This is a genomic window from Cohaesibacter marisflavi (genome assembly GCF_900115225.1).
Classification (GTDB): domain Bacteria; phylum Pseudomonadota; class Alphaproteobacteria; order Rhizobiales; family Cohaesibacteraceae; genus Cohaesibacter; species Cohaesibacter marisflavi.
Map to the genome: position 1 here is coordinate 351,573 of NZ_FOVR01000001.1, position 18,367 is coordinate 369,939.

An 18,367-nucleotide genomic window follows, 5' to 3' on the forward strand; every position below is an offset into this window, starting at 1 on the left:
CAAATCCATAAAAACAAGGCCCATTGAACGCGATAAGATTTGTGGTATTTAAAATATCGCAAATTTTGTATATTATAATATTCTGAAGGAGACCGGACGTGCCTTTCAGCGAAAACTACGAAATCGAAACTCATACAGAGTTTGATTTCGAAGGAGAAGACTATTGCTCTCTTTTTGGGGCAAGCAACGCCACAGTCTTTCAGAACCCGCAATGGCTGGCGTTGCTTTACGGACGCTTGGTTCCCCACTCAGGGGCCAGGCCACTGATCATATCTGCAAGGAGAAAAGACACAGGCCAGCTTTGTCTGCTCTTGCCGCTGTTGCACACTTCCTATCTCGGGTTGGCATGTGTTGAGCCTGCTGATTGCGGGACCGCTGACTATAACGCTGTTGTCTATGATCCTGCCTTCGAAGAAGAGCTCTTGAGCGATGGAAAGATCAGCAAGGTTATTGTGTCTTTGCTGAAGCCATGCCATTTGATCCTCTTTCGAAAGATGCAAGGCGACAGCAAGATGCTCGCTCATCTGCTGGGCGAGGTGATTGTGGGTGACATGACCTCATCTGGCCATGACATGCCAATCTGGGCACCTTACGAGAAATGGCGAACAGAAATTCTCTCCAATAAGCTCAGGACCGGACTGCGTCGCAAACACAGAAAGCTCGTCGCAATCGGAGAGGTTTCACTCAGGATCTGCAAAGAAGAAGACGACATCAAGGCTGTTATGAAGGCGTTGCAGGATCAACGCCGAGATCGCTATTCTGATGATCTGTTTTTGGAAGACAGTTATTTTGAATTCTACAGCGCAGTTGCGCTGGAGGGCGTCGAAACCGGATTATCCGAGCTTTCAGCGCTCTATGTGGGTGATGACATCATCGGCATCGAACTCGGCTTTATTCATGATCAATGCTATCATTTCATTCTCTCTGGCATGCAGGGAGGAGACTATTACAAAATGTCTCCTGGGCTGCAACTGATTGACTATATTCTTGACCATCGCGTCGCGTTGGGAGACACCCGTATCGATTTCACGATCGGGGATGAAGAATATAAAAGCAGTTTTGGCGCCAAGCCGACAAGATTGCGCTTGATGGCAAGGCCAATGACGCTGCTTGGACGTCTTGCTTTGAAAACCTATATGCAGGGTGGACCGGTCAAGGACTTCGCCAAGCGCCTGGTTGCCATGGCCAGAAAAAAATAGAACATCATGTTGATCCAGCTACCCTGCGTTCAACCAAAAAAGACCGCCTGACAGAGATCTGCAGGCGGTCTTTTTTCCGATGTCATGGAGGTCAAAATGAAGGCCTAAAGCTTGCCGCTCACCTTGATGGCAAAAGCATATTCCAGAGCTGTTTCCTTGAGGCGATCAAACCGTCCCGATGCTCCGGCATGCCCGCTGCCCATATTGATTTTGAGCAGCAGCAGATTGTCATCTGTGCGTTTCTCTCTCAACTTCGCAACCCACTTTGCCGGTTCCCAATAGGTGACGCGCGGGTCTGTTAGACCGCCGACGGCGAGGATCGCCGGGTAGGCCTGCTCGGTGACATTGTCATATGGGCTGTAGGCCGCGATATATTTATAGTCTTCCTCAGAGGCAATCGGGTTGCCCCATTCCGGCCATTCGGGCGGTGTCAGCGGCAAGGTGTCATCAAGCATGGTGTTGAGCACATCAACAAACGGCACGATTGCCAGAATGCCGGAGAAGAGGTGAGGCGCCATATTGGTAACCGCGCCCATCAGCATACCGCCAGCAGAGCCGCCTTCGGCAACAATCTTGCCTTCAGAGGTGTATCCTTCCGCGACCAGGAATTCGCCAGCAGAAATGAAATCCTTGAAGGTGTTGGTCTTGGTTCCGCGTTTGCCATTGGTGTACCAGGCGAAGCCCTTTTCCTTGCCGCCGCGGATATGGGCGATAGCATAGACAAACCCGCGATCCACCAGCGATAGAGCCGTGGTTGAGAAGCTGGCTGGAATCGAGATGCCGTAAGAGCCATAGCCATAAAGCAGGCAGGGGGCGGAGCCATCAAGCGCCGTGTCCTTGCGATAGAGCAGGGTAACGGGGACCAGTTCGCCATCATGGGCAGGCGCCATCAAACGGCGGGTGACATAGTCCTCCGGTTCATGCCCTGACGGCACTTCCTGCTCCTTGCGCAAGGTGCGTGACCGGCTGGACATGTTGTAATCATAAATCCGGCTTGGGGTTGTCATGGACGAATAGGAGAAGCGGACCGTGTCCGTATCAAACTCTAAGGAGCCGTGGAAGCCGAGGGCATAGGCTTCTTCTTCAAAGGCAATGGCATGCTGCGCTCCATTGCGCAGGCTGCGGATCTGGATGCGTGGCAGGCCGTTCTCCCGCTCCATCCAAACCAGAAATTCCTTGAAGATGCTATGGCTGAGTATGAGCCGCCCGGCTTGATGAGGCACGAGATCCTTCCAGTGGATGCGGCCAGACATTGTCGGGGCTGCAGTCACAAGCTTGAAGTCTTCTGCATCGTCGGCATTGGTCAGGATATAGAGAATGCCCTGACCTTCATCGACGCTATATTCAATGCCCGTTTCGCGTTCTGCGATGAGGCGGGGCTTGCTCGCATTGTCTTTGGCACTTAGCAAATAGCATTCACTGGTCTGGTGATCGTGGCAATCGATGAAGATATAATTGCCGGACTGGCTTTTGCCCAACCCGACAAAAAAGCCGGCATCGGATTCTTCATACAGCAGTTCATCGGCGGATTGCTCTGTGCCTAGTTTGTGACGGAAAACCCGGCTTGGCCGGTGGTTGTCATCCTGCCAAGTGTAGTAGAGATGCGTGCTGTCTTCGCTCCAGACAACGCCGCCAGTGGTACGCTCGATCAGATCTGCGGTTTCTTCGCCTGTGCGGAGATCGCGAATGCGGATTGTGAAATATTCAGACCCCTTGGTGTCTACGGCCCAGGCCAGCTTGCTGTGATCAGGGCTGTGGGAGAGTGACGCAAGGCGGAAAAAATCCTCGCCTTCCGCTTCCTTGTTACCATCCAGCAGAATGGTCTCGTCTCCCCCTTCACGCGGGATACGAACATAGAGCGGATATTGACCACCCAGCACATAGCGCGTGCCATAGGCATAGGGGCCATCAGGAGCGGGCACCGAGCTGTCATCTTCTTTGATGCGACCCTTCATTTCTTCAAACAGCTTGGTCTGCAGTTCTTCGGTGTCGGCCATTTCCTTGACCGTATAGTCATTCTCAGCTTCGAGATAAGCTTCGATATCATCGTCAAGAACCTCACGCCCCTTTTGCATGACCTCCTGCCAATTATCGGCGCGCAACCATGCATAATCGTCGCTAAGCTCGATCCCGTGATTGGTCACACGGTGATCGCGTTTTTCCGCTCTTGGTGCGAGAGAGGGGAAAGCGGCTTTGGTGAAAGAAGACCTGTTCTGTGATGACATTATACGACCTTGTTAAACGGCTATAATTCCAGACTACACCTATGATCTTCATGCTGAATGTGCAAGGGCGATAATCAAGGTAAGGAGAGCCTGAGCCTGCTCTTTGGCACGGTTCACTCACTTGGTCCTGTTAAGACAAGGCCTATTTAGACGCATTCGGGCCGGTTTGATCTGTCTTATGTTGCAAATTCTCGCGCAGATGCTAGCAATATGGCAACAAATTCTGGCAACCCATTTCTCCCGCCTTTTGCCAGAGAAGAACAAGGAGCCTTCTTATGCCGCATATGGTTATTTCCTACGCCAAACCACTCGAAGACCAAGCTGATATCAAAAAGATCGTTCAAACCGTTTGGGAAACTGCCGAAAAATCCGGTCTGTTCACGCCTGCTGCGATCAAGGCGCGGGCATTGCCGATTGAGCATTTTGTCACCGGCGGTTCTGATCAGCTATTTGTGCATGTGGAAGCCAAGATGTTTGGCGGTCGCACCGAAGAGCAAAAGAAGACACTGACCAAGAGCCTGTTCGATGCGGTGTCTGGACTGGTCAAGGCGGATGTCGCTGTGAGCGCTGAAGCAATCGATATGGATAAGGCGACCTACACCAAGTCATAGGGTGCACTTTATTCTTTGCGCAGCAAAGTTCTTGTGAGAAAGACAAAGCTCGGTGCCGTGATCATTGATCCTGTGCGCTGGGCTTTTCTATTTCTACCGGGCTAACCGCTATGACGAATGCGCTGCGGGATCAGGAAGCCTTTTGTTTATTGCGGCGGAAGGAGATGACCCCGATTGCAAGGCTTGTCAGGGCAATGACCAGCCCCGCAGACAGGGCCTGCATGGGGCCGATTGTGTCAGCTTTCCTTAGTACAGCCTCATCGGGTGCCGCCGGATTGTAGTGAACCGTGACATTGGTGCCTTGCGGCAGATCCTCAATTTCGGTTTCCGCCACACCGCGTAAGGTGCGTGCCGGATGATGAATGCTCAACTGGTCTCCAATCAAGAAAGAGCCGTCCACCTCATAGCGATAACGAACGTGAGGCTGGAACATCTCGATTGGCTTGCCGTTGGCCTTGGTCTGAGTAAGAGACTCCACATGGCTTTCCAGAATCTGGCCGGGCGTCGCTTGCCAGCTATCTGGAATTTGGGCTTGTTGTAGCCCCATCCAACCCAACCCTGCGTAAACGAAGCCCCCAAGAGAAATCGCAAGCATGAAATAGCTAAGGATACAGGGGGATGCATTGGGGCACGAAGCCGGTTTGCTCATGGAAGCCTCCACTTGGTTCGAGACAGGGCGACCTTAAGGGGCAGGGCGCAAAAAGCAAGCTGCCAATGAGTTGGAAGCTCATCTGCGTGTCAGTCCTCCGGCTCAAAACGCAGCGCGACACCATTCATGCAATAGCGCAGGCCGGTCGGCATTGGGCCGTCATCAAAGACATGACCCAGATGCGAACCGCAATTTGCACAGCGAATTTCGGTTCTTTCCATAAAAAGACTGTGATCGGAATGCTCTGTCACGGCCTCTGCATCTGCTGATTCATAAAAACTGGGCCAACCGCACCCTGCATCAAACTTCGAATCCGATGTAAAAAGACGCGTTCCGCAAGCAACACAGTAATATTCGCCCGTTCTATTCTCGAAATTGAGCGGTGAGGACCCAGGACGTTCCGTGCCATGTTGTCGCATCACATGGTATTGTTCATCGGTTAGTAATTGCTTCCACTCTTCTTCTTTCTTTAATTCTTTTGTCATAGCATGACTCCCAACCAAGACACTTAAATCTTGCAAAAATAACCGGCTAAACTTTCGCGAATTTCTTGTTTGTCCGGGTTTTCACTGTATGGTTCTGATACGTTGAATCATATAGGTATCCGGAAGCCTAGTCTAAAGGCTAAGGCTTATTTGGTTTTTCATCGCGTATGAAACACCATCTCTTCTATGACGCCATGGCGTGTGGTTTTCACGGCTGGTTTGGGAAGATGCTTGATTACAATACGGTTCAGTTGTTCCGTAATGTGGTGTGAGGGGCGGTGGAAACTGCTTGCTAAACCGCTATAATAGGTTGGTTAGAATTTCTGCGATTCGAAGTGGGGCGCAATAAAGAAACGTTTGAAGGCTTGGGTGCGCAACTTTCCACAGGAAAATTTGAGCTTATGGGTTATTTTTTTAAATAGACCCTGTAATCCCAAGACTTAAAGTCAGGTCAACTGCTCTTTTAGGGATGGTTGGCCATTTGGATAGTTTGATGAGGAAAGCGCATGGCGTTGGAATTCGGTGGCGGTCTCAATCTGGCATTGGCCACTCCCTTTGCTGCAGCAGTGGTTGCTCCATATCTCAAGCGGCTGATGGGACATAATGTTGCCTGGCTGCTTGCCTTGATGCCTGCCGGCATTTTCGTCTATTTGTGCCAGTTCATTGGAACAGTTGCGACCTCCGGTCACGGAGTGCATATCACACCGCTGGAATGGTTGCCGCAATATGGCATCCAGTATTCCCTCTTTGTCGATGGTCTCAGCCTGGTTTTTGCGCTGCTGATATCCGGTATTGGCACCCTGATCATTCTCTATTCAGGTGGATATATGAAGGGCCACGCCGACCAAGGGCGTTTCTTCAGCTTCATGTTCCTGTTTATGGGCTCTATGATCGGCGTTGTGCTGGCCGACAATCTGATGACGCTGTTCATCTATTGGGAGCTGACCTCGATTACGTCATTTCTGCTCATCGGTTTCAATCACAAGGAAGAGCGCTCCCGTCGTGCGGCCTTGCAGGCCCTTATTGTAACCGGCGGTGGTGGTTTGGCCCTGTTGGCCGGATTGCTGATGATGTATCAGGCTGGCGGCACGATGGAGATGAGCGAACTGCTCACCAGAGGCGATGTCCTGCGCGACAATGGCCACTATGGTGCCATGCTGCTTTTGATCTTGGGCGGAGCCTTCACCAAATCCGCACAATTTCCGTTTCACTACTGGCTTCGCAATGCCATGGAAGCGCCAACCCCTGTATCTGCTTATCTGCATTCTGCCACCATGGTCAAAGCGGGTGTTTATCTGTTGATGCGTGTGCATCCCGTCATGGGGGACACGACGCTCTGGATGACCATTCTTCCGATTTTCGGCGCGATCACCCTGATCATGGGGACATGGATGAGCCTGCGCCAGACCGACCTGAAGCTGACACTGGCCTACACAACGATTGCCTCACTTGGGCTATTGGTGATGCTGGTCGGGACCTCCAATGAAACCGCCATCACCGGCGCAGTGGTCTATCTGTTTGCGCATGCGCTCTTTAAGGGCGGCTTCTTCATGATTGTCGGAACCATCGACCATGAAGCCGGAACCCGTGATGTGACGCGCCTTGGTGGTTTGCGCAATGCCATGCCTGTTTCCTTCTATGCGGCTGTAGCCTGTGCTTTGTCGATGGGTGGGATCTGGCCCTTTATCGGCTTTATCGCCAAGGAAGAAATGTATCTGGGCCTGCTTGGTACAAACCTGCCTGCCTTGTTGCTGACGCTCGCCGCCGTATTGGGCAACGCGATGATGTTTGGTGCCGCTTTCGTCGTCGCACTCAAGCCATTTCTCGGGGAGGAAGTTCATACCCCCAAGCACGCCCATGAAGGACCGGTTCTTCTGGTTGCCGGGCCGGTAACACTTGCCAGCCTTGGCCTTCTGGCCATGCTGTTTGGCGATTTCGTGGGGGCGGAGCTTCTGCGCCCCATGGCCAATGCTGTGCATGGGCATCATGGGCATCTGCAAATCGGCATCGGCGCTGTTCATGTCAATTTCGCCTTCATGTTGTCGCTCATCACCATCGCTCTTGGGGTGGGCTTCTATTTCCGATATGAAGCCATCAGATCAACGCGCGGTGTGCTTATCCGTACACTGGGGGAGGGGCCTGACAGCTTCTTTGATATTTTTATCGCCGGTCTTGTTCGCTTCTCCGCACGCACGATGCGCCTGTTGCAGAGCGGGAATATGGAGGTCTATCTGGCTGCGACCTTCGCCACCATTGCGCTGGCGTTGATCGTGCCTATGATCGTCTTTGACGAATTGCCCGACTGGCCCCAATTCCCTGATCTCTATATCTATGAATGGTCCACTCTTGGTCTCGCGGTCGTGGGGCTATATGCATTGATCGTCGCCAAGACGCGCTTGACGGCGATTGTGTCACTGGGCATTCAAGGCTTTGCCGTGGCGTTGATCTTCCTGCTGTTTGGCGCTCCTGATTTGAGCTTCACGCAGTTCATGGTCGAGACACTGGCCGTTGTCATCATCGCCCTCATCATGAACCGTCTCTCGCTGAAGGAGCATGACAAGCGGCCGCCACAACAAGTGATGGTTGATGCGAGTTTGTCGATTCTCGTGGGACTTGGCTTCTGTCTGCTGCTCATGTCTGTTACGCAGGGAGCGTTTGATCGTCACCTGAGCGATTTCTTTACTGACTATAGCCGTGTCATCGCCCATGGCCGCAACATCGTGAATGTTATCATCGTTGACTTCCGCGGCTTCGATACGTTGGGAGAAATCGCTGTTGTTACGATCACGGCTCTGTGTGTGCATACCCTTACGTTGGGCACGGGGCGGTCCGGGCTTAAAAGCAAGTTTTTCAAGAATAAGTCTTCCGGCTTTGATGAAGCGACCTCTGGTCAGAAAGGAGCAGAGTAATGCAAACTCTGATTTTTCGGACAACAGCCCCGTTTCTGGCGGCCCTGATGATCCTGTTCTCCATCTTCGTGACCCTGCGCGGACATAATGATCCTGGTGGTGGCTTCATCGGCGGTTTGATCGCTGCATCGGCCTTTATGATGTATGGTATCGCCGCCGGCGTGGAATATGTGCGCAGGGCACTGTATTTCCACCCGATTTCTGTGGCCGCCTTTGGTTTGGTGCTTTCGTCCGGATCTGGCTTGCTTTCCATGTTCGAAGCGCAGCCATTCATGACCAGTCAATGGACCTTCCCCACCATCATGGGGGTAGAGGTGGCTATCTCCACCCCGATGTTCTTTGATATCGGCGTCTATCTGGTGGTCATGGGCAGCTTGACATCCATCGCATTGAAACTGGAAGAGGAATAAAGCGACCATGGAAGGCGTTCTTTCTATTCTCGTTGGTATCTTCTTCGCGGTGAGCATCTATCTGATGATGTCGCGCTATACCATTCGCATCATGCTGGGGGTTGCTGCGCTTAGTAACGCAGTTAACCTGCTTATCTTTACGAGTGGACGCTTGATGCGTGAGGTGCCGCCAATCATCCCTGAAGGGGCTTCGGTGCCCGCAATGCCGACAGCCAACCCGTTGCCTCAGGCTCTTATCCTGACGGCTATTGTTATTTCATTCTCATTTCTGGCCTTTCTCCTCGTGCTTGCCTATCGGGCCTATCAGGAGTTGGGAACCGACGACATAACGCAGATGCGTGTCGCGGAACCGGCAGATGAAGATCTGCCTCCTGTCAGTTACTAAGGAGAGAGACAGCTATGGCTGGAAATGCTGATCACGCGGTGGATTATGCCGCAGGAATGCTGATGGCGCCGACCTCGCTGGCGGACTGGCTGATTGTGGCTCCATCGCTGATTACTATCATTGGTGGAGCGTCACTCGTGATGCTGCGCTATCAGGCAAAATGGCATGGCTATCTGGCATGCTTCTATCTGGCTGCCTTGGTTTTGGTGGATGCGTTGCTCTTGTCGCGGGTCATGGTTGAAGGGCCAATTACCATGACAATGGGGCGTTGGTTGCCGCCATTTGGCATTACACTGGTGGTCGATGCCTTGGGCGGATTGATGGCGCTTATCGCCGCGATCGTCGCTCTGGCGGTTTGTGTCTATTCACTGGCGGACATATCGGTCACCTCAACAAGGTTTGGCTTCTATCCTGCGTTGCTCTGGATGATGACCGGTATTACAGGATCCTTCCTCACCGGTGATATCTTCAACCTCTATGTCTGGTTTGAAGTGATGCTGATTTCATCCTTCGGTCTCCTGATCGTGGATGGCGAGCGCATTCAACTGGATGGCGCGATGAAATATGCCGTGCTCAACCTGATGGCAACGACGCTGTTTCTGGTCACCACAGGATATCTTTACGGTGCGGTCGGATCGCTGAATATGGCCGACATTGCCTTGCGCCTGAGGGAAATGCCTGAAGGTGCCGCGCCGATGGGCACGATTGCCACGCTATATCTGCTGGCCTTCTCCATGAAGGCGGCGGCCTTTCCGGTCAATTTCTGGCTGCCCGCCTCCTACCACACGCCAAAGATCGTTGTTTCTGCAATTTTCGCAGGGCTGCTGACAAAGGTTGGCGTCTATGCCTTGATCCGCACGCTGGTTCTGGTAATGCCCGAGGGCAGGGACATGCTGAGCGATCTTATCGCATGGATCGCAGCCTTGACCATGATTGTTGGCGCTATTGGTGCCTTGGCGCAGAATGATGTGCGCCGGACCTTCGGCTTTCTGGTTGTTGGCGGTATCGGCTCGTCGATGGTTGGGGTCGCTGTGGGCACGCAGGATGCCATCACCGGTGCTATTCTCTATGCCGTGAACTCCATTCTTGTGATGACGGCTCTGTATCTGGCCTTCGGCATTCTGATGCGCAAGAACGGAGGCAAGGTTAATCTTGCGGATCTCGGCGGAGGTTACAGAGCTTCCAGTTGGCTTTCCATTCTATTTCTAGCGCTGGTCTTTGCTGCATCCGGTTTGCCGCCATTTTCCGGTTTCTGGCCAAAAATGGTGCTCGTGGAATCGAGCCTCAAGGAAGGGTATGGCTGGCTTGCCTTCTCCGTCCTTATCTCTGGCTTCATAACCACCATTGCTATGGGCCGCGTTTGGGCGCATGCCTTCTGGCGCGGTGGTCCGATCGGCACGCAGGACGGACGGGACGCCGCTCCGCTTTATACCTTGTCCGAGATTGTCAGAAGGCGCGTTTTTGTGCCGGTTATGGCACTGGTCGCGATGATCGTCTATATTGGCGTCTATCCATCACCCGTCTTCTCGGTTTCGCAATATGGCGCGGCGACGCTTCTTAAGCCTGATCAGTATTTCGATGCCGTTTTCGGCCCAGTGCGGGCGCAGGAGAAAGAGCGCGCAGAAGCTCAGGCCGTCGAAGGGCATCGCCTCAATGAAGCGTCAGAGAATGGGGCTGTTCAGAATTCGGAAGGAGCGCACTGATGAAATATCTGTTTCTGGTCAATGTTCTGTTGGCCATCATCTGGGCGGCCGTCGGTGGAACCTTCACGGTGCCCAACCTGCTTTTCGGTTTCGTGTTAGGCACGATTGTCCTGTTCATCATCCGGGAAAAAGCTGGCACGCTGCGCTACTTCCAGCGTGTGCGACGGATCGTATCGCTGCTCTTCCTGTTTATCGTTGAGCTAATCAAATCTGCCGCCAAGGTGGCCATTCTCGCTGTTTGTCCCAACATCAAGCTCAAGCCGGGCTTCTTTGCTTATGAGCTGAAAACCGATCGAGATCTGGAAATAACCATTCTGGCAAACCTGATCACGCTGACGCCGGGCACCTTGTCTGTTGATGTGTCCGACGACAAGAAATATCTCTATATTCATGCAATCACGATTGATGATCTGGAAGACATGCGCGAGGAAATCGAAACTGGCTTTGAACGCAAGATCATGGAGGCCTTTCGCTGATGGATCCACTTATGAATATGCCGTCATTTCTTGATGTCGCCATACTGCTGACACTGATGATCCTGTCTCTGTCCTTCCTGTTCACGGCCTATCGCATCATCAAGGGCCCGACATTGGGAGACCGGATTATTGGTCTCGATATGCTGGTTGCGGTCGGCATCGGCTTTATCGCCGTGATCGGGGTGAAAACCGACTTCTATCTGTATACTGATATTGCCATTGCGCTGGGGCTGGTCGGTTTCCTGTCCACCTTGGCCTTTGCCCGGTTTGTGCTGCATCACGGGGATAGCTCGGAATATTTCGATGAGAAAGAGGCCGCCAAAGCGGAAGCTGACGCCAAGAGAGCTCTGGAGGGACTGGAATGATTGGTTTGACCCTTACTATGATATCCGAGGTGTTCGTCGGGCTTTTGCTTTTGCTGGGGGCGGTGTTCGTGCTCACAGCGTCTATCGGTATGCTCCGCTTCCCTGATGTCTATACCCGGATGCATTCTGCGTCCAAGGCCGGTACGCTGGGGTCTGGCATCGCGCTGTTGGCTCTAGCCTTGCATTCAGGAGAATTCGACGTATTCTCTCGTGCGTTGGCTGGTATTATCTTTTTTCTATTGACGACCCCGGTTACAGCACATTTGGTTGCAAAAGCTGCGTACTCTACCGGAACAAAACCCTGGAAGGGGACAGTAATTGACGAATATGCAGATAGTATGGAGAAGAATTCAGACCATAAGTGATTTCTCTATATCTGGCCGTTGAATGATTGTTAACTAGGGAGTTTCGAGCCGAAACTCCCTTTTCTTATGTTTGTTTCTGCGCGCACATATAATCTTGCTTTACTATGAAATTTCCGCATCATATAATTGTTTCCCACAAGCATACAAAGAAAAATGCATTATTTCTTGAAGTAAAAACATAGATACATTACCAATGACGCCAATGGTTTTTGAAACTGGTGACTCTAGTATCCAACAGTTGAGTGCCAGATTGTTCAGGTGAACAGCAATCATCTTGAGCGTCAATTGGAAAGAATGTCCGGATTATGTCAGAAAACACAGATAACAACATACTGATTGAGCTTACCGCTGATATCGTTTCCGCATATGTTAGCAATAATGCTGTGCCGGTAAATGATCTCTCGGGCCTCATTGGCGACATCTATAAAGCTTTGGAAGATACCAAAACTCCCGTTTCCGAAGAAGTTGTCGAAGCACCGAAACCAGCAGTCTCGGTCAAGAAATCAATCACGCCAGATTACATCATCTGTCTTGAAGATGGGAAGAAGTTCAAGTCGCTCAAGCGTCACCTTCGCACCCATTACAACCTGTCTCCCGAAGAATATCGTGAGAAATGGGGTCTTCCCGCAGATTACCCAATGGTTGCTCCAAGCTACGCAGAAGCACGCTCCAGCCTTGCCAAGAAAATGGGCTTGGGTCAGCAGCGCCGCAAGAAGTAAGATACGTCAAAGTTTCCATTAAATATTGCGCAGCGCCGTCTGCGTAGACGCAAAGAATAAGGCAGCTTTCAAGCTGCCTTTTCTGTTTTGTCTTGCTTTTTGCTACACGGTTTTCTTCTTTAAGGTTGGGCTTGTCCATCTACTCTGATTGTAGATTAGGGGCCCTTACCTCAGGGCCTTTTCCGCAGCGATCGCCTGCATAAGCGCAATATGCCGCATTAGGGAATATCTGTAATGGGCGGCACGTCCACGCCGCCGCTCCGCCCTGAGTGCCTGACTAAGCTTTCTCAGAATTGCACCTTCATTATTCTTCTCCAGACTTCGGAGCTCTCCTGGGAACATGTGAAGCAAGCCTGGCAGATCTCGGTCGCGTACATACTTTCTCTCTCCAATTCGAACCATGTCTCTGATGAATGTTGAGCCATGAATAACTCTCCTGCCTGCAAGTGTGTCGTTACAACTGGCAAGGCTACCCTTTTTCGGAACGTGAGGAAGTGATGACGGCAGCACGGTTTTGCCATTCGCGAAAGACCGAGTGCTAAGCGCCCCTTTGGGCTGAAGACTGTTTTGAACCATGCCTAGATTGTCTCTCAAGCAGAAAGAAGGGGGATTATGGGTATAAGGAGAGTTTCCAAAGTGGGATGGTGAACAAAGAGTAAAGCGACGAAAGGTAACAAATATGAGGGATTTGCGGGGATCGCGGCGACTGGCTTTAAAAATATTCCATTTTTTATGTGAGGAATTTATTCCTGATTCAAGCAAAGGTTGTATATATGTACTAATACAACGCATCGCAACAAATGCGAGCAAGGTTCATGGAGTAAACAATGGAAACTGCATTAAATATCGAAAGTCTGGCGGCCAACGCATCCCCCTGGCTAGGAAATCCGATGGTAAGTGGAGAGGCGCAGAATGGTGTGCACGCTCTTGCGCTGGTAGACGAACTGGTTTCACGAACCTACCGGCTACCGCGCAGCGCCCTGCATGCTGGCACTCGTTGCAGAAAGAGCGTGGCCTTTGCGCGCCAGGTGGCCATGTATCTTTGCCATGTCTGTCTGAGCTACCCTCTCAAGGATATCGCCAGCTACTATGAGCGGGATCGGACGACGGTCGCTTATGCCTGCCGAGTGGTTGAGGACCGCCGCGAGGAGGAAGAAACGGAACTGCTGATCAACAGTCTGGAGAGCGCTCTCGAGACCATGATGCTCGTTACCCCGCTGACCAGAATGAGGGAAAAATGAACAAGACTAGCCATGAGTGTCAGAAAAATACCGCGCTTGAAAATGGTCTTGCAGGAGATTGCCTCAAGCTTATTGGGCAAATCGCCCGCAGTAACAACCGACAGGTGGACCGGTGGCCCAAACCACAAATCCAGAATTTGCTCAAACGCGGCTGGGTGGAGATGAAAGAGACGGAACTGGCATTAACGGACAAGGGCAGAACGGCGTTGCGGCGTGAAAAGCTCAAGCGCGAAGAAATTCGGCTCACCGAAAAAGGGGCAATTGGCACACAGGTTCGTGGGGAGAAGGTGCCGTACAATAGGGCGCGCGGTGACGCTAACGTTGTCAAGACAGAGAACCCTCTGCATCATCTGGCCAATCGTAGGAAAGCGGATGGCAGTTGCTATCTTACTGGCAGTCAGCTTGAAGCGGGCGAAAGGCTATGCAGTGATTTCGATCGGGGGCAACTGGTTAAAACCCTTGGTATCAATTGGCAACGATTGGGACAATCCGAAGGGGCCGTTTCCAAGAATGCACGCAGAGCCAACGCGGGACCCGGTTTTGGAGATGTGGCGCTGGACGCACAGGACCGATTTAGAGCTGCGTTGAAATATGTTGGGGAAGAGTTTGCCGACCCTTTGATCGATTTCTGCTGTTTCCAGAAAGGGCTGGAAGAAATGGAGCGTACGCGCAATTGGCCTGCGCGGTCGGCAAAGCTTGTCTTGTCGCTGGCGCTTGCCAGATTGGCGCGGCATTACGGACTCTTCGATGAGGTCACTGGCCCAGCCCGAAGCGCCATGCGCCGTTGGGGCACTAAAGACTATCGGCCGTCTCTGCTCTCATCAGATGAGAGTTGAGCGGAGAGGGCACTTCTATTCTTCTGTTTGATGGTTCCGGCGTTGAGCACCAGTGCTGATTTTAGCCCAATGCCTTTTGGGCATCAGATTTGATACGGCCGATCATTGCGGAAAGACCGTTTGAACGTTGTGGCGTCAAATGGTCCCGCAGGCCGATCTGATCGAATATGGCATCAGCATCCGTACCCAGAATATCTTTGGCTGTCTTGCCAGAAAAGGTGGCCAGTGCGATGGCAACCAGACCTTTTACGATATGCGCGTCGCTGTCGCCCTGGAAGGTCAGCGTCGGGTTGGACGCATCGCCATTTACCTCTGTGGTCAGCCAAACCTGCGAAACGCACCCCTCGACCTTGTTTTCGGATGTCATGGCTTCCTGAGGTAGATCTTCCAGCTCGCGGCCAAGCTCAATGACATAGCGATAACGCTCTTCCCAGTCGTCAATAAAAGAAAAATTCTCAATGATCTCGTCAATCGATAAAGGCATGGCAGTCTCGGTTCTTGTCTGAATCCACTTCTTTGGCGACTACACTAATCAAGCCGGTGGCGTGGAGCAAGGGGCAAGCCATCTATGAGCAAGACTGGCTATAAAGACACTATAAATTGAGGGGATAGGGAGAGGAGGATGGGCAAAAAGAAAGCGCCGAAATGAAGGGCAGGTTCATTTCGGCGCGGCCACTGGCCCAGTGGGACGAGTACGGTCAGATGCTTGATGCAATCACGGATGATGAGGCCGTTGTCAGTGAATAACAATAGAGATTGCATCAAGTGTCCGACCTGGAGTTCGGCTCGCCTAATAGGTGGGACAAAGCCGAAATTCGTTTGGTTTTCACTGTTCCTTATTCAATTAACCGACTTTGTCAGTCGGCGTTGCGAACCATTTCCGCCAAAGCCTGGCGATCAAGTTCCTGTTGTTTGAGCGTGGCTTCGTTCATAGCCAACGTGTTTTCTGGTGCAGAAGTGGTGGTATCTGCCGTCTGATCTTTGTCACCATCTAGGTACATGTAAACCTGCTTGGCTCCGTAACGGGCTTTGGCAGAGAAATTCTCGATTGCCACTTCCCCAGCCGCGCAAACCTCAGGCTGCCGCGAGCAAAAGGAGGTAAAATCCTTCAGAGTGGCTTGCGCAGCTACCAACGCCTCAGACGTTGAGAGATTCGCATTGTCAGATGTGTTTTCACGATCTGCTGGCAGAATCAGAATGACCAGCGATAGCCAGAAAGCAGCTCTGATAAGAAATGACATTCCCGTGCCCTTTCAATTCCCACATATGCCTCACACCTGTGAGGCGACATCCGTCCACGAACCACACCATTACCAACTTTCCTGTTTTGTAATATGATGAAAGTCGGTGCAATTGATGTTGACCCTACGATAGCGTGATCATGTCAAAAGCAGTTTGAAAGAAAGAGTCAAAATAGATTCAAATTTGATCTTTCAAAAAAGAGTCTGTTTACCAAGGCGTATGTCCGCAGAAACCTGCCGCTTTAACCTTAACCGCCGGAGCTCCAAATGGCCTGCAAAGGGCAGGAGAGCCGAGCGGATAAACAGCTATGAACAGCTGTGGATGCAACTATAAGACTGAAATTTATAAGGTTTTCCGGTTTCTAGTTCTATTTTTCTAGTGAATTGTTAACCATAAGAACGTTTTCTTTGCCCTAATCGGCAAAAACCAATTGTTCATCATAATTAGTCGTGAGGAGAGCGTTGGTTTTTTAGCGTTCCTTAAAAGTATGCGTGGCACTCTGATGACAACGCTGCCTGCCGACCAGAAGGTCGACGACCTGTGTTTGTATTGCGTAATTTTTATGGACTCCAAAAGAGAGTGCCATAAACCAGGTGAGGTTAAATCGTGCTCGACGCCATTTGGGACAAGTCGCCCCTTCGGTCTGTTATAGACGGTCTTCTTTATGAACCCAGCAAACTTTGCGATCAGGACAGAGCGCGCCACGCCCTGTTCATTGGGGTGCATTTGGCCGTTGGCCTGTTGGCTCTAGCCACTCTGCCAATTGTTATCCTGACGGCAAGCGACGCCATGGGGGCTGCCGCCTCCAACTTGTCTTTGTTGCCATTGTGGATGCTCACTCCGCTCATCTCCGTACTGTATCTGTCTAAAACGGGTAAGCTGGGCAATGCCTTCTTGCTGACGGCTTCCATGACTGCGGCCTTTATCATCTGGATTGCCAGCATGACCGGCGGATTGCAGTCTCCCCATCTGATTTGGCTTGGTGTCATTCCTCTGGAGGTTGCCCTTTCCGGCAATAAGAGAATCATCAAGCGGGCTCTGGTTATTTGTTTGCTGGCCCTTGGTCTTATTGGCTGCATTGATATGACCGGATTCCTTAAACCTGCTCCTTTGACCAACGGTGGTCTTTCGCTGGTCGGAGTGTTGTCGGTTATGGTCGCCATCCTTTATGCCGGTATGTTGGCTATTCGGATCGAGTTTCTGCATCGTGGGCGTCTTTGCCTGCTTCAGGCGGAAGAAATGCGCTATCGCTCTATTGCCGATACGGTTTCCGATATGATCACGCGCCATGATCGCAGTGGAGACGTGACCTTTGCCTCTCCCACCGCTCAGTCGCTCATCAATGTCAAACCAGAGCATCTCATGGGCAACGGGCTTTTTCAGAGAGTGCATATTCCGGATCGCCCTGCTTTTCTTCAGGCTTTGTCTGATTGCATGAACAAGAGTGATGATGACAAGACACCGGTGACGGTGGAAGTGCGCATCGTGGCTCAGCCGGAAGGCTCTGCTGACGCTTCTGATGAAGTCAAGGGCAGGGAACAGCTGCGCTGGTGTGAAATGAAATGCGCACCAGAGCGCGACGATAGCGGCGTTGTCATTGGTGCCATTGCCGCATCTCGCGATATCAGCAAACGCAAGAAGCAGCAGCAGGCATTGGAAGAGGCGCGCAGCGAAGCGGAATTGGCCAACGAGAGCAAAACACGCTTTCTGGCCAATGTGACCCATGAACTGAGAACCCCGCTCAACACCATCATTGGCTTTTCTGAAATCCTTTGCCATCCTGATCTGGTACATGACAATGAAGCCAAGAGCATCGAATATGCCGAACTGATTCACAAGGGTGGCAATCATCTTCTGCAGCTGGTGAATGCTCTGCTGGATATGTCGCGTATCGAGTCGGGCAATTTTGAAGTTGTGTCACAGCAATTCGATATTGTTGACCTGAGCGAAAGCTGTTGCAAGATGATGCAAGGCGATGCAGAAAATCGGGGTATCGCGCTCTACAGCAAGAATGATGAAGATATCCACGAAGTCTGCCTCGATCCGCGTGCCTGCCGTCAGATCCTTCTCAATCTGATCACCAATGCGCTGAAATTCAGCGACCGTGGTGACAAGGTCATGGTCTCGGTGCGTCATGCCCGCGACCATCGCGGCCGCAAACTGGATCACATGATCGATTTGATTGTGTCCGACAGCGGCATTGGCATTGACAAGCAGGACATTCCCAAACTAGGAAAGCCATTCGTTCAAGCCGAAAATAGTTTGCAGCGTCGCTTCGAGGGCGCTGGCATCGGGCTTTCCATCGTGCAGGGCTTAAGCACCTTGCAGAATGGCCACATGTCCATTGATAGCGAGCTGGGCATAGGAACGACGGTAACCGTAACCCTGCCGCTAGATATGACAAAGACTGCGCTTGAGAGTGACGATCCGTCTGTTGATCTGATCGTTCCTATTGAATCGCACTTGATAAAGGAAGACACCGAGACTCAGGCAAACAGGGCACACAAGGTCGCCTGACAGTGATTTCCCTGAATGGAAAATCGCTAG

19 protein-coding genes are annotated in these 18,367 nt (G+C 51.7%); 13 read left to right on the plus strand and 6 right to left on the minus strand.

Annotation, left to right across the window (positions count from 1 at the left end; translation table 11 throughout):
- Positions 1–98 precede the first annotated feature (98 nt).
- Complete coding sequence (locus tag BM258_RS01505) at positions 99–1,199, plus strand: GNAT family N-acetyltransferase (protein ID WP_090068128.1); 1,101 nt, start codon at positions 99–101, stop codon at positions 1,197–1,199.
- A 104-nt stretch (positions 1,200–1,303) separates the two neighbouring features.
- On the opposite strand, the gene BM258_RS01510 is transcribed toward BM258_RS01505, so the two are convergent.
- A complete protein-coding gene (locus BM258_RS01510) occupies positions 1,304–3,424 on the minus strand; it encodes a S9 family peptidase (protein WP_090068130.1) in 2,121 nt (706 codons plus the stop codon).
- A 275-nt stretch (positions 3,425–3,699) separates the two neighbouring features.
- On the opposite strand from BM258_RS01510, the gene BM258_RS01515 reads away from it, so the two are divergent.
- Complete coding sequence (locus BM258_RS01515; RefSeq protein WP_090068133.1) at positions 3,700–4,035, plus strand: 5-carboxymethyl-2-hydroxymuconate Delta-isomerase; 336 nt, start codon at positions 3,700–3,702, stop codon at positions 4,033–4,035.
- A gap of 130 nt (positions 4,036–4,165) precedes the next feature.
- On the opposite strand, the gene BM258_RS01520 is transcribed toward BM258_RS01515, so the two are convergent.
- Together BM258_RS01520 and msrB are read right to left on the minus strand one after the other, a co-directional pair.
- Entirely contained in the window at positions 4,166–4,684 is a 519-nt protein-coding gene (locus tag BM258_RS01520; protein ID WP_090068136.1) for a DUF3592 domain-containing protein, read from the minus strand.
- 89 nt (positions 4,685–4,773) lie between these two features.
- The gene (gene msrB / locus BM258_RS01525) at positions 4,774–5,169 is read right to left on the minus strand and encodes a peptide-methionine (R)-S-oxide reductase MsrB (protein WP_090068139.1); all 396 of its coding nucleotides are present in this window, start codon (positions 5,167–5,169) and stop codon (positions 4,774–4,776) included.
- Between the two features lie 506 nt (positions 5,170–5,675).
- On the opposite strand from msrB, the gene BM258_RS01530 reads away from it, so the two are divergent.
- From BM258_RS01530 to BM258_RS01565, 8 genes are all read left to right on the plus strand, one after another.
- Complete coding sequence (locus BM258_RS01530) at positions 5,676–8,078, plus strand: putative monovalent cation/H+ antiporter subunit A (protein WP_090068140.1); 2,403 nt, start codon at positions 5,676–5,678, stop codon at positions 8,076–8,078.
- Complete coding sequence (locus BM258_RS01535) at positions 8,078–8,488, plus strand: Na+/H+ antiporter subunit B (RefSeq protein WP_090068142.1); 411 nt, start codon at positions 8,078–8,080, stop codon at positions 8,486–8,488. Before BM258_RS01530 ends, BM258_RS01535 begins: the two co-directional genes overlap by 1 nt.
- Before the next feature lie 7 nt (positions 8,489–8,495).
- Entirely contained in the window at positions 8,496–8,873 is a 378-nt protein-coding gene (locus BM258_RS01540) for a Na+/H+ antiporter subunit C (protein ID WP_090068144.1), read from the plus strand.
- A 14-nt stretch (positions 8,874–8,887) separates the two neighbouring features.
- Complete coding sequence (locus BM258_RS01545) at positions 8,888–10,576, plus strand: Na+/H+ antiporter subunit D (protein WP_090068146.1); 1,689 nt, start codon at positions 8,888–8,890, stop codon at positions 10,574–10,576.
- The gene (locus BM258_RS01550) at positions 10,576–11,052 is read left to right on the plus strand and encodes a Na+/H+ antiporter subunit E (RefSeq protein WP_090068148.1); all 477 of its coding nucleotides are present in this window, start codon (positions 10,576–10,578) and stop codon (positions 11,050–11,052) included. The genes BM258_RS01545 and BM258_RS01550 overlap by 1 nt, the downstream gene beginning before the upstream one ends.
- Positions 11,052–11,417 (plus strand): cation:proton antiporter, encoded by a 366-nt coding sequence (locus tag BM258_RS01555; protein ID WP_244544552.1) that lies wholly within the window; start codon positions 11,052–11,054, stop codon positions 11,415–11,417. The genes BM258_RS01550 and BM258_RS01555 overlap by 1 nt, the downstream gene beginning before the upstream one ends.
- Entirely contained in the window at positions 11,414–11,782 is a 369-nt protein-coding gene (gene mnhG / locus BM258_RS01560; protein ID WP_090068150.1) for a monovalent cation/H(+) antiporter subunit G, read from the plus strand. Before BM258_RS01555 ends, mnhG begins: the two co-directional genes overlap by 4 nt.
- Before the next feature lie 305 nt (positions 11,783–12,087).
- On the plus strand, positions 12,088–12,501 hold the full coding sequence (locus BM258_RS01565) for a Ros/MucR family transcriptional regulator (RefSeq protein ID WP_090068152.1): 414 nt from the start codon (positions 12,088–12,090) through the stop codon (positions 12,499–12,501).
- Between the two features lie 165 nt (positions 12,502–12,666).
- On the opposite strand, the gene BM258_RS25010 is transcribed toward BM258_RS01565, so the two are convergent.
- On the minus strand, positions 12,667–13,293 hold the full coding sequence (locus tag BM258_RS25010; protein ID WP_342029345.1) for a DUF6477 family protein: 627 nt from the start codon (positions 13,291–13,293) through the stop codon (positions 12,667–12,669).
- Positions 13,294–13,328: 35 nt separating this feature from the next.
- On the opposite strand from BM258_RS25010, the gene BM258_RS01575 reads away from it, so the two are divergent.
- Both BM258_RS01575 and BM258_RS01580 read left to right on the plus strand, forming a co-directional pair.
- Positions 13,329–13,742: a helix-turn-helix domain-containing protein gene (locus BM258_RS01575; protein WP_090068156.1), complete on the plus strand. Its 414-nt coding sequence runs from the start codon at positions 13,329–13,331 to the stop codon at positions 13,740–13,742.
- A complete protein-coding gene (locus BM258_RS01580) occupies positions 13,739–14,578 on the plus strand; it encodes a DUF6456 domain-containing protein (protein ID WP_090068158.1) in 840 nt (279 codons plus the stop codon). Before BM258_RS01575 ends, BM258_RS01580 begins: the two co-directional genes overlap by 4 nt.
- A gap of 61 nt (positions 14,579–14,639) precedes the next feature.
- On the opposite strand, the gene BM258_RS01585 is transcribed toward BM258_RS01580, so the two are convergent.
- Complete coding sequence (locus tag BM258_RS01585; protein WP_090068160.1) at positions 14,640–15,062, minus strand: SufE family protein; 423 nt, start codon at positions 15,060–15,062, stop codon at positions 14,640–14,642.
- 373 nt (positions 15,063–15,435) lie between these two features.
- On the minus strand, positions 15,436–15,819 hold the full coding sequence (locus BM258_RS01590; protein WP_090068162.1) for a DUF5330 domain-containing protein: 384 nt from the start codon (positions 15,817–15,819) through the stop codon (positions 15,436–15,438).
- Between the two features lie 607 nt (positions 15,820–16,426).
- Here BM258_RS01590 and BM258_RS01595 point away from each other — a divergent pair.
- Positions 16,427–18,337, plus strand: a complete 1,911-nt coding sequence (locus BM258_RS01595) for a PAS domain-containing sensor histidine kinase (RefSeq protein WP_090068164.1) — start codon at positions 16,427–16,429, stop codon at positions 18,335–18,337.
- Positions 18,338–18,367 lie beyond the last annotated feature (30 nt).

Coding starts and splice junctions, on each gene's coding strand:
- BM258_RS01530 (WP_090068140.1), top strand. CDS start 5,676: ATGGCGTTGGAATTCGGTGGCGGTCTCAATCTGGCATTGGCCACTCCC.
- msrB (WP_090068139.1), bottom strand. CDS start 5,169: ATGACAAAAGAATTAAAGAAAGAAGAAGAGTGGAAGCAATTACTAACC.
- BM258_RS01590 (WP_090068162.1), bottom strand. CDS start 15,819: ATGTCATTTCTTATCAGAGCTGCTTTCTGGCTATCGCTGGTCATTCTG.
- BM258_RS01535 (WP_090068142.1), top strand. CDS start 8,078: ATGCAAACTCTGATTTTTCGGACAACAGCCCCGTTTCTGGCGGCCCTG.
- BM258_RS01550 (WP_090068148.1), top strand. CDS start 10,576: ATGAAATATCTGTTTCTGGTCAATGTTCTGTTGGCCATCATCTGGGCG.
- BM258_RS01520 (WP_090068136.1), bottom strand. CDS start 4,684: ATGAGCAAACCGGCTTCGTGCCCCAATGCATCCCCCTGTATCCTTAGC.
- BM258_RS01540 (WP_090068144.1), top strand. CDS start 8,496: ATGGAAGGCGTTCTTTCTATTCTCGTTGGTATCTTCTTCGCGGTGAGC.
- BM258_RS01510 (WP_090068130.1), bottom strand. CDS start 3,424: ATGTCATCACAGAACAGGTCTTCTTTCACCAAAGCCGCTTTCCCCTCT.
- BM258_RS25010 (WP_342029345.1), bottom strand. CDS start 13,293: ATGCGTTGTATTAGTACATATATACAACCTTTGCTTGAATCAGGAATA.
- BM258_RS01580 (WP_090068158.1), top strand. CDS start 13,739: ATGAACAAGACTAGCCATGAGTGTCAGAAAAATACCGCGCTTGAAAAT.
- BM258_RS01555 (WP_244544552.1), top strand. CDS start 11,052: ATGGATCCACTTATGAATATGCCGTCATTTCTTGATGTCGCCATACTG.
- BM258_RS01515 (WP_090068133.1), top strand. CDS start 3,700: ATGCCGCATATGGTTATTTCCTACGCCAAACCACTCGAAGACCAAGCT.
- BM258_RS01545 (WP_090068146.1), top strand. CDS start 8,888: ATGGCTGGAAATGCTGATCACGCGGTGGATTATGCCGCAGGAATGCTG.
- BM258_RS01565 (WP_090068152.1), top strand. CDS start 12,088: ATGTCAGAAAACACAGATAACAACATACTGATTGAGCTTACCGCTGAT.
- BM258_RS01575 (WP_090068156.1), top strand. CDS start 13,329: ATGGAAACTGCATTAAATATCGAAAGTCTGGCGGCCAACGCATCCCCC.
- BM258_RS01585 (WP_090068160.1), bottom strand. CDS start 15,062: ATGCCTTTATCGATTGACGAGATCATTGAGAATTTTTCTTTTATTGAC.
- mnhG (WP_090068150.1), top strand. CDS start 11,414: ATGATTGGTTTGACCCTTACTATGATATCCGAGGTGTTCGTCGGGCTT.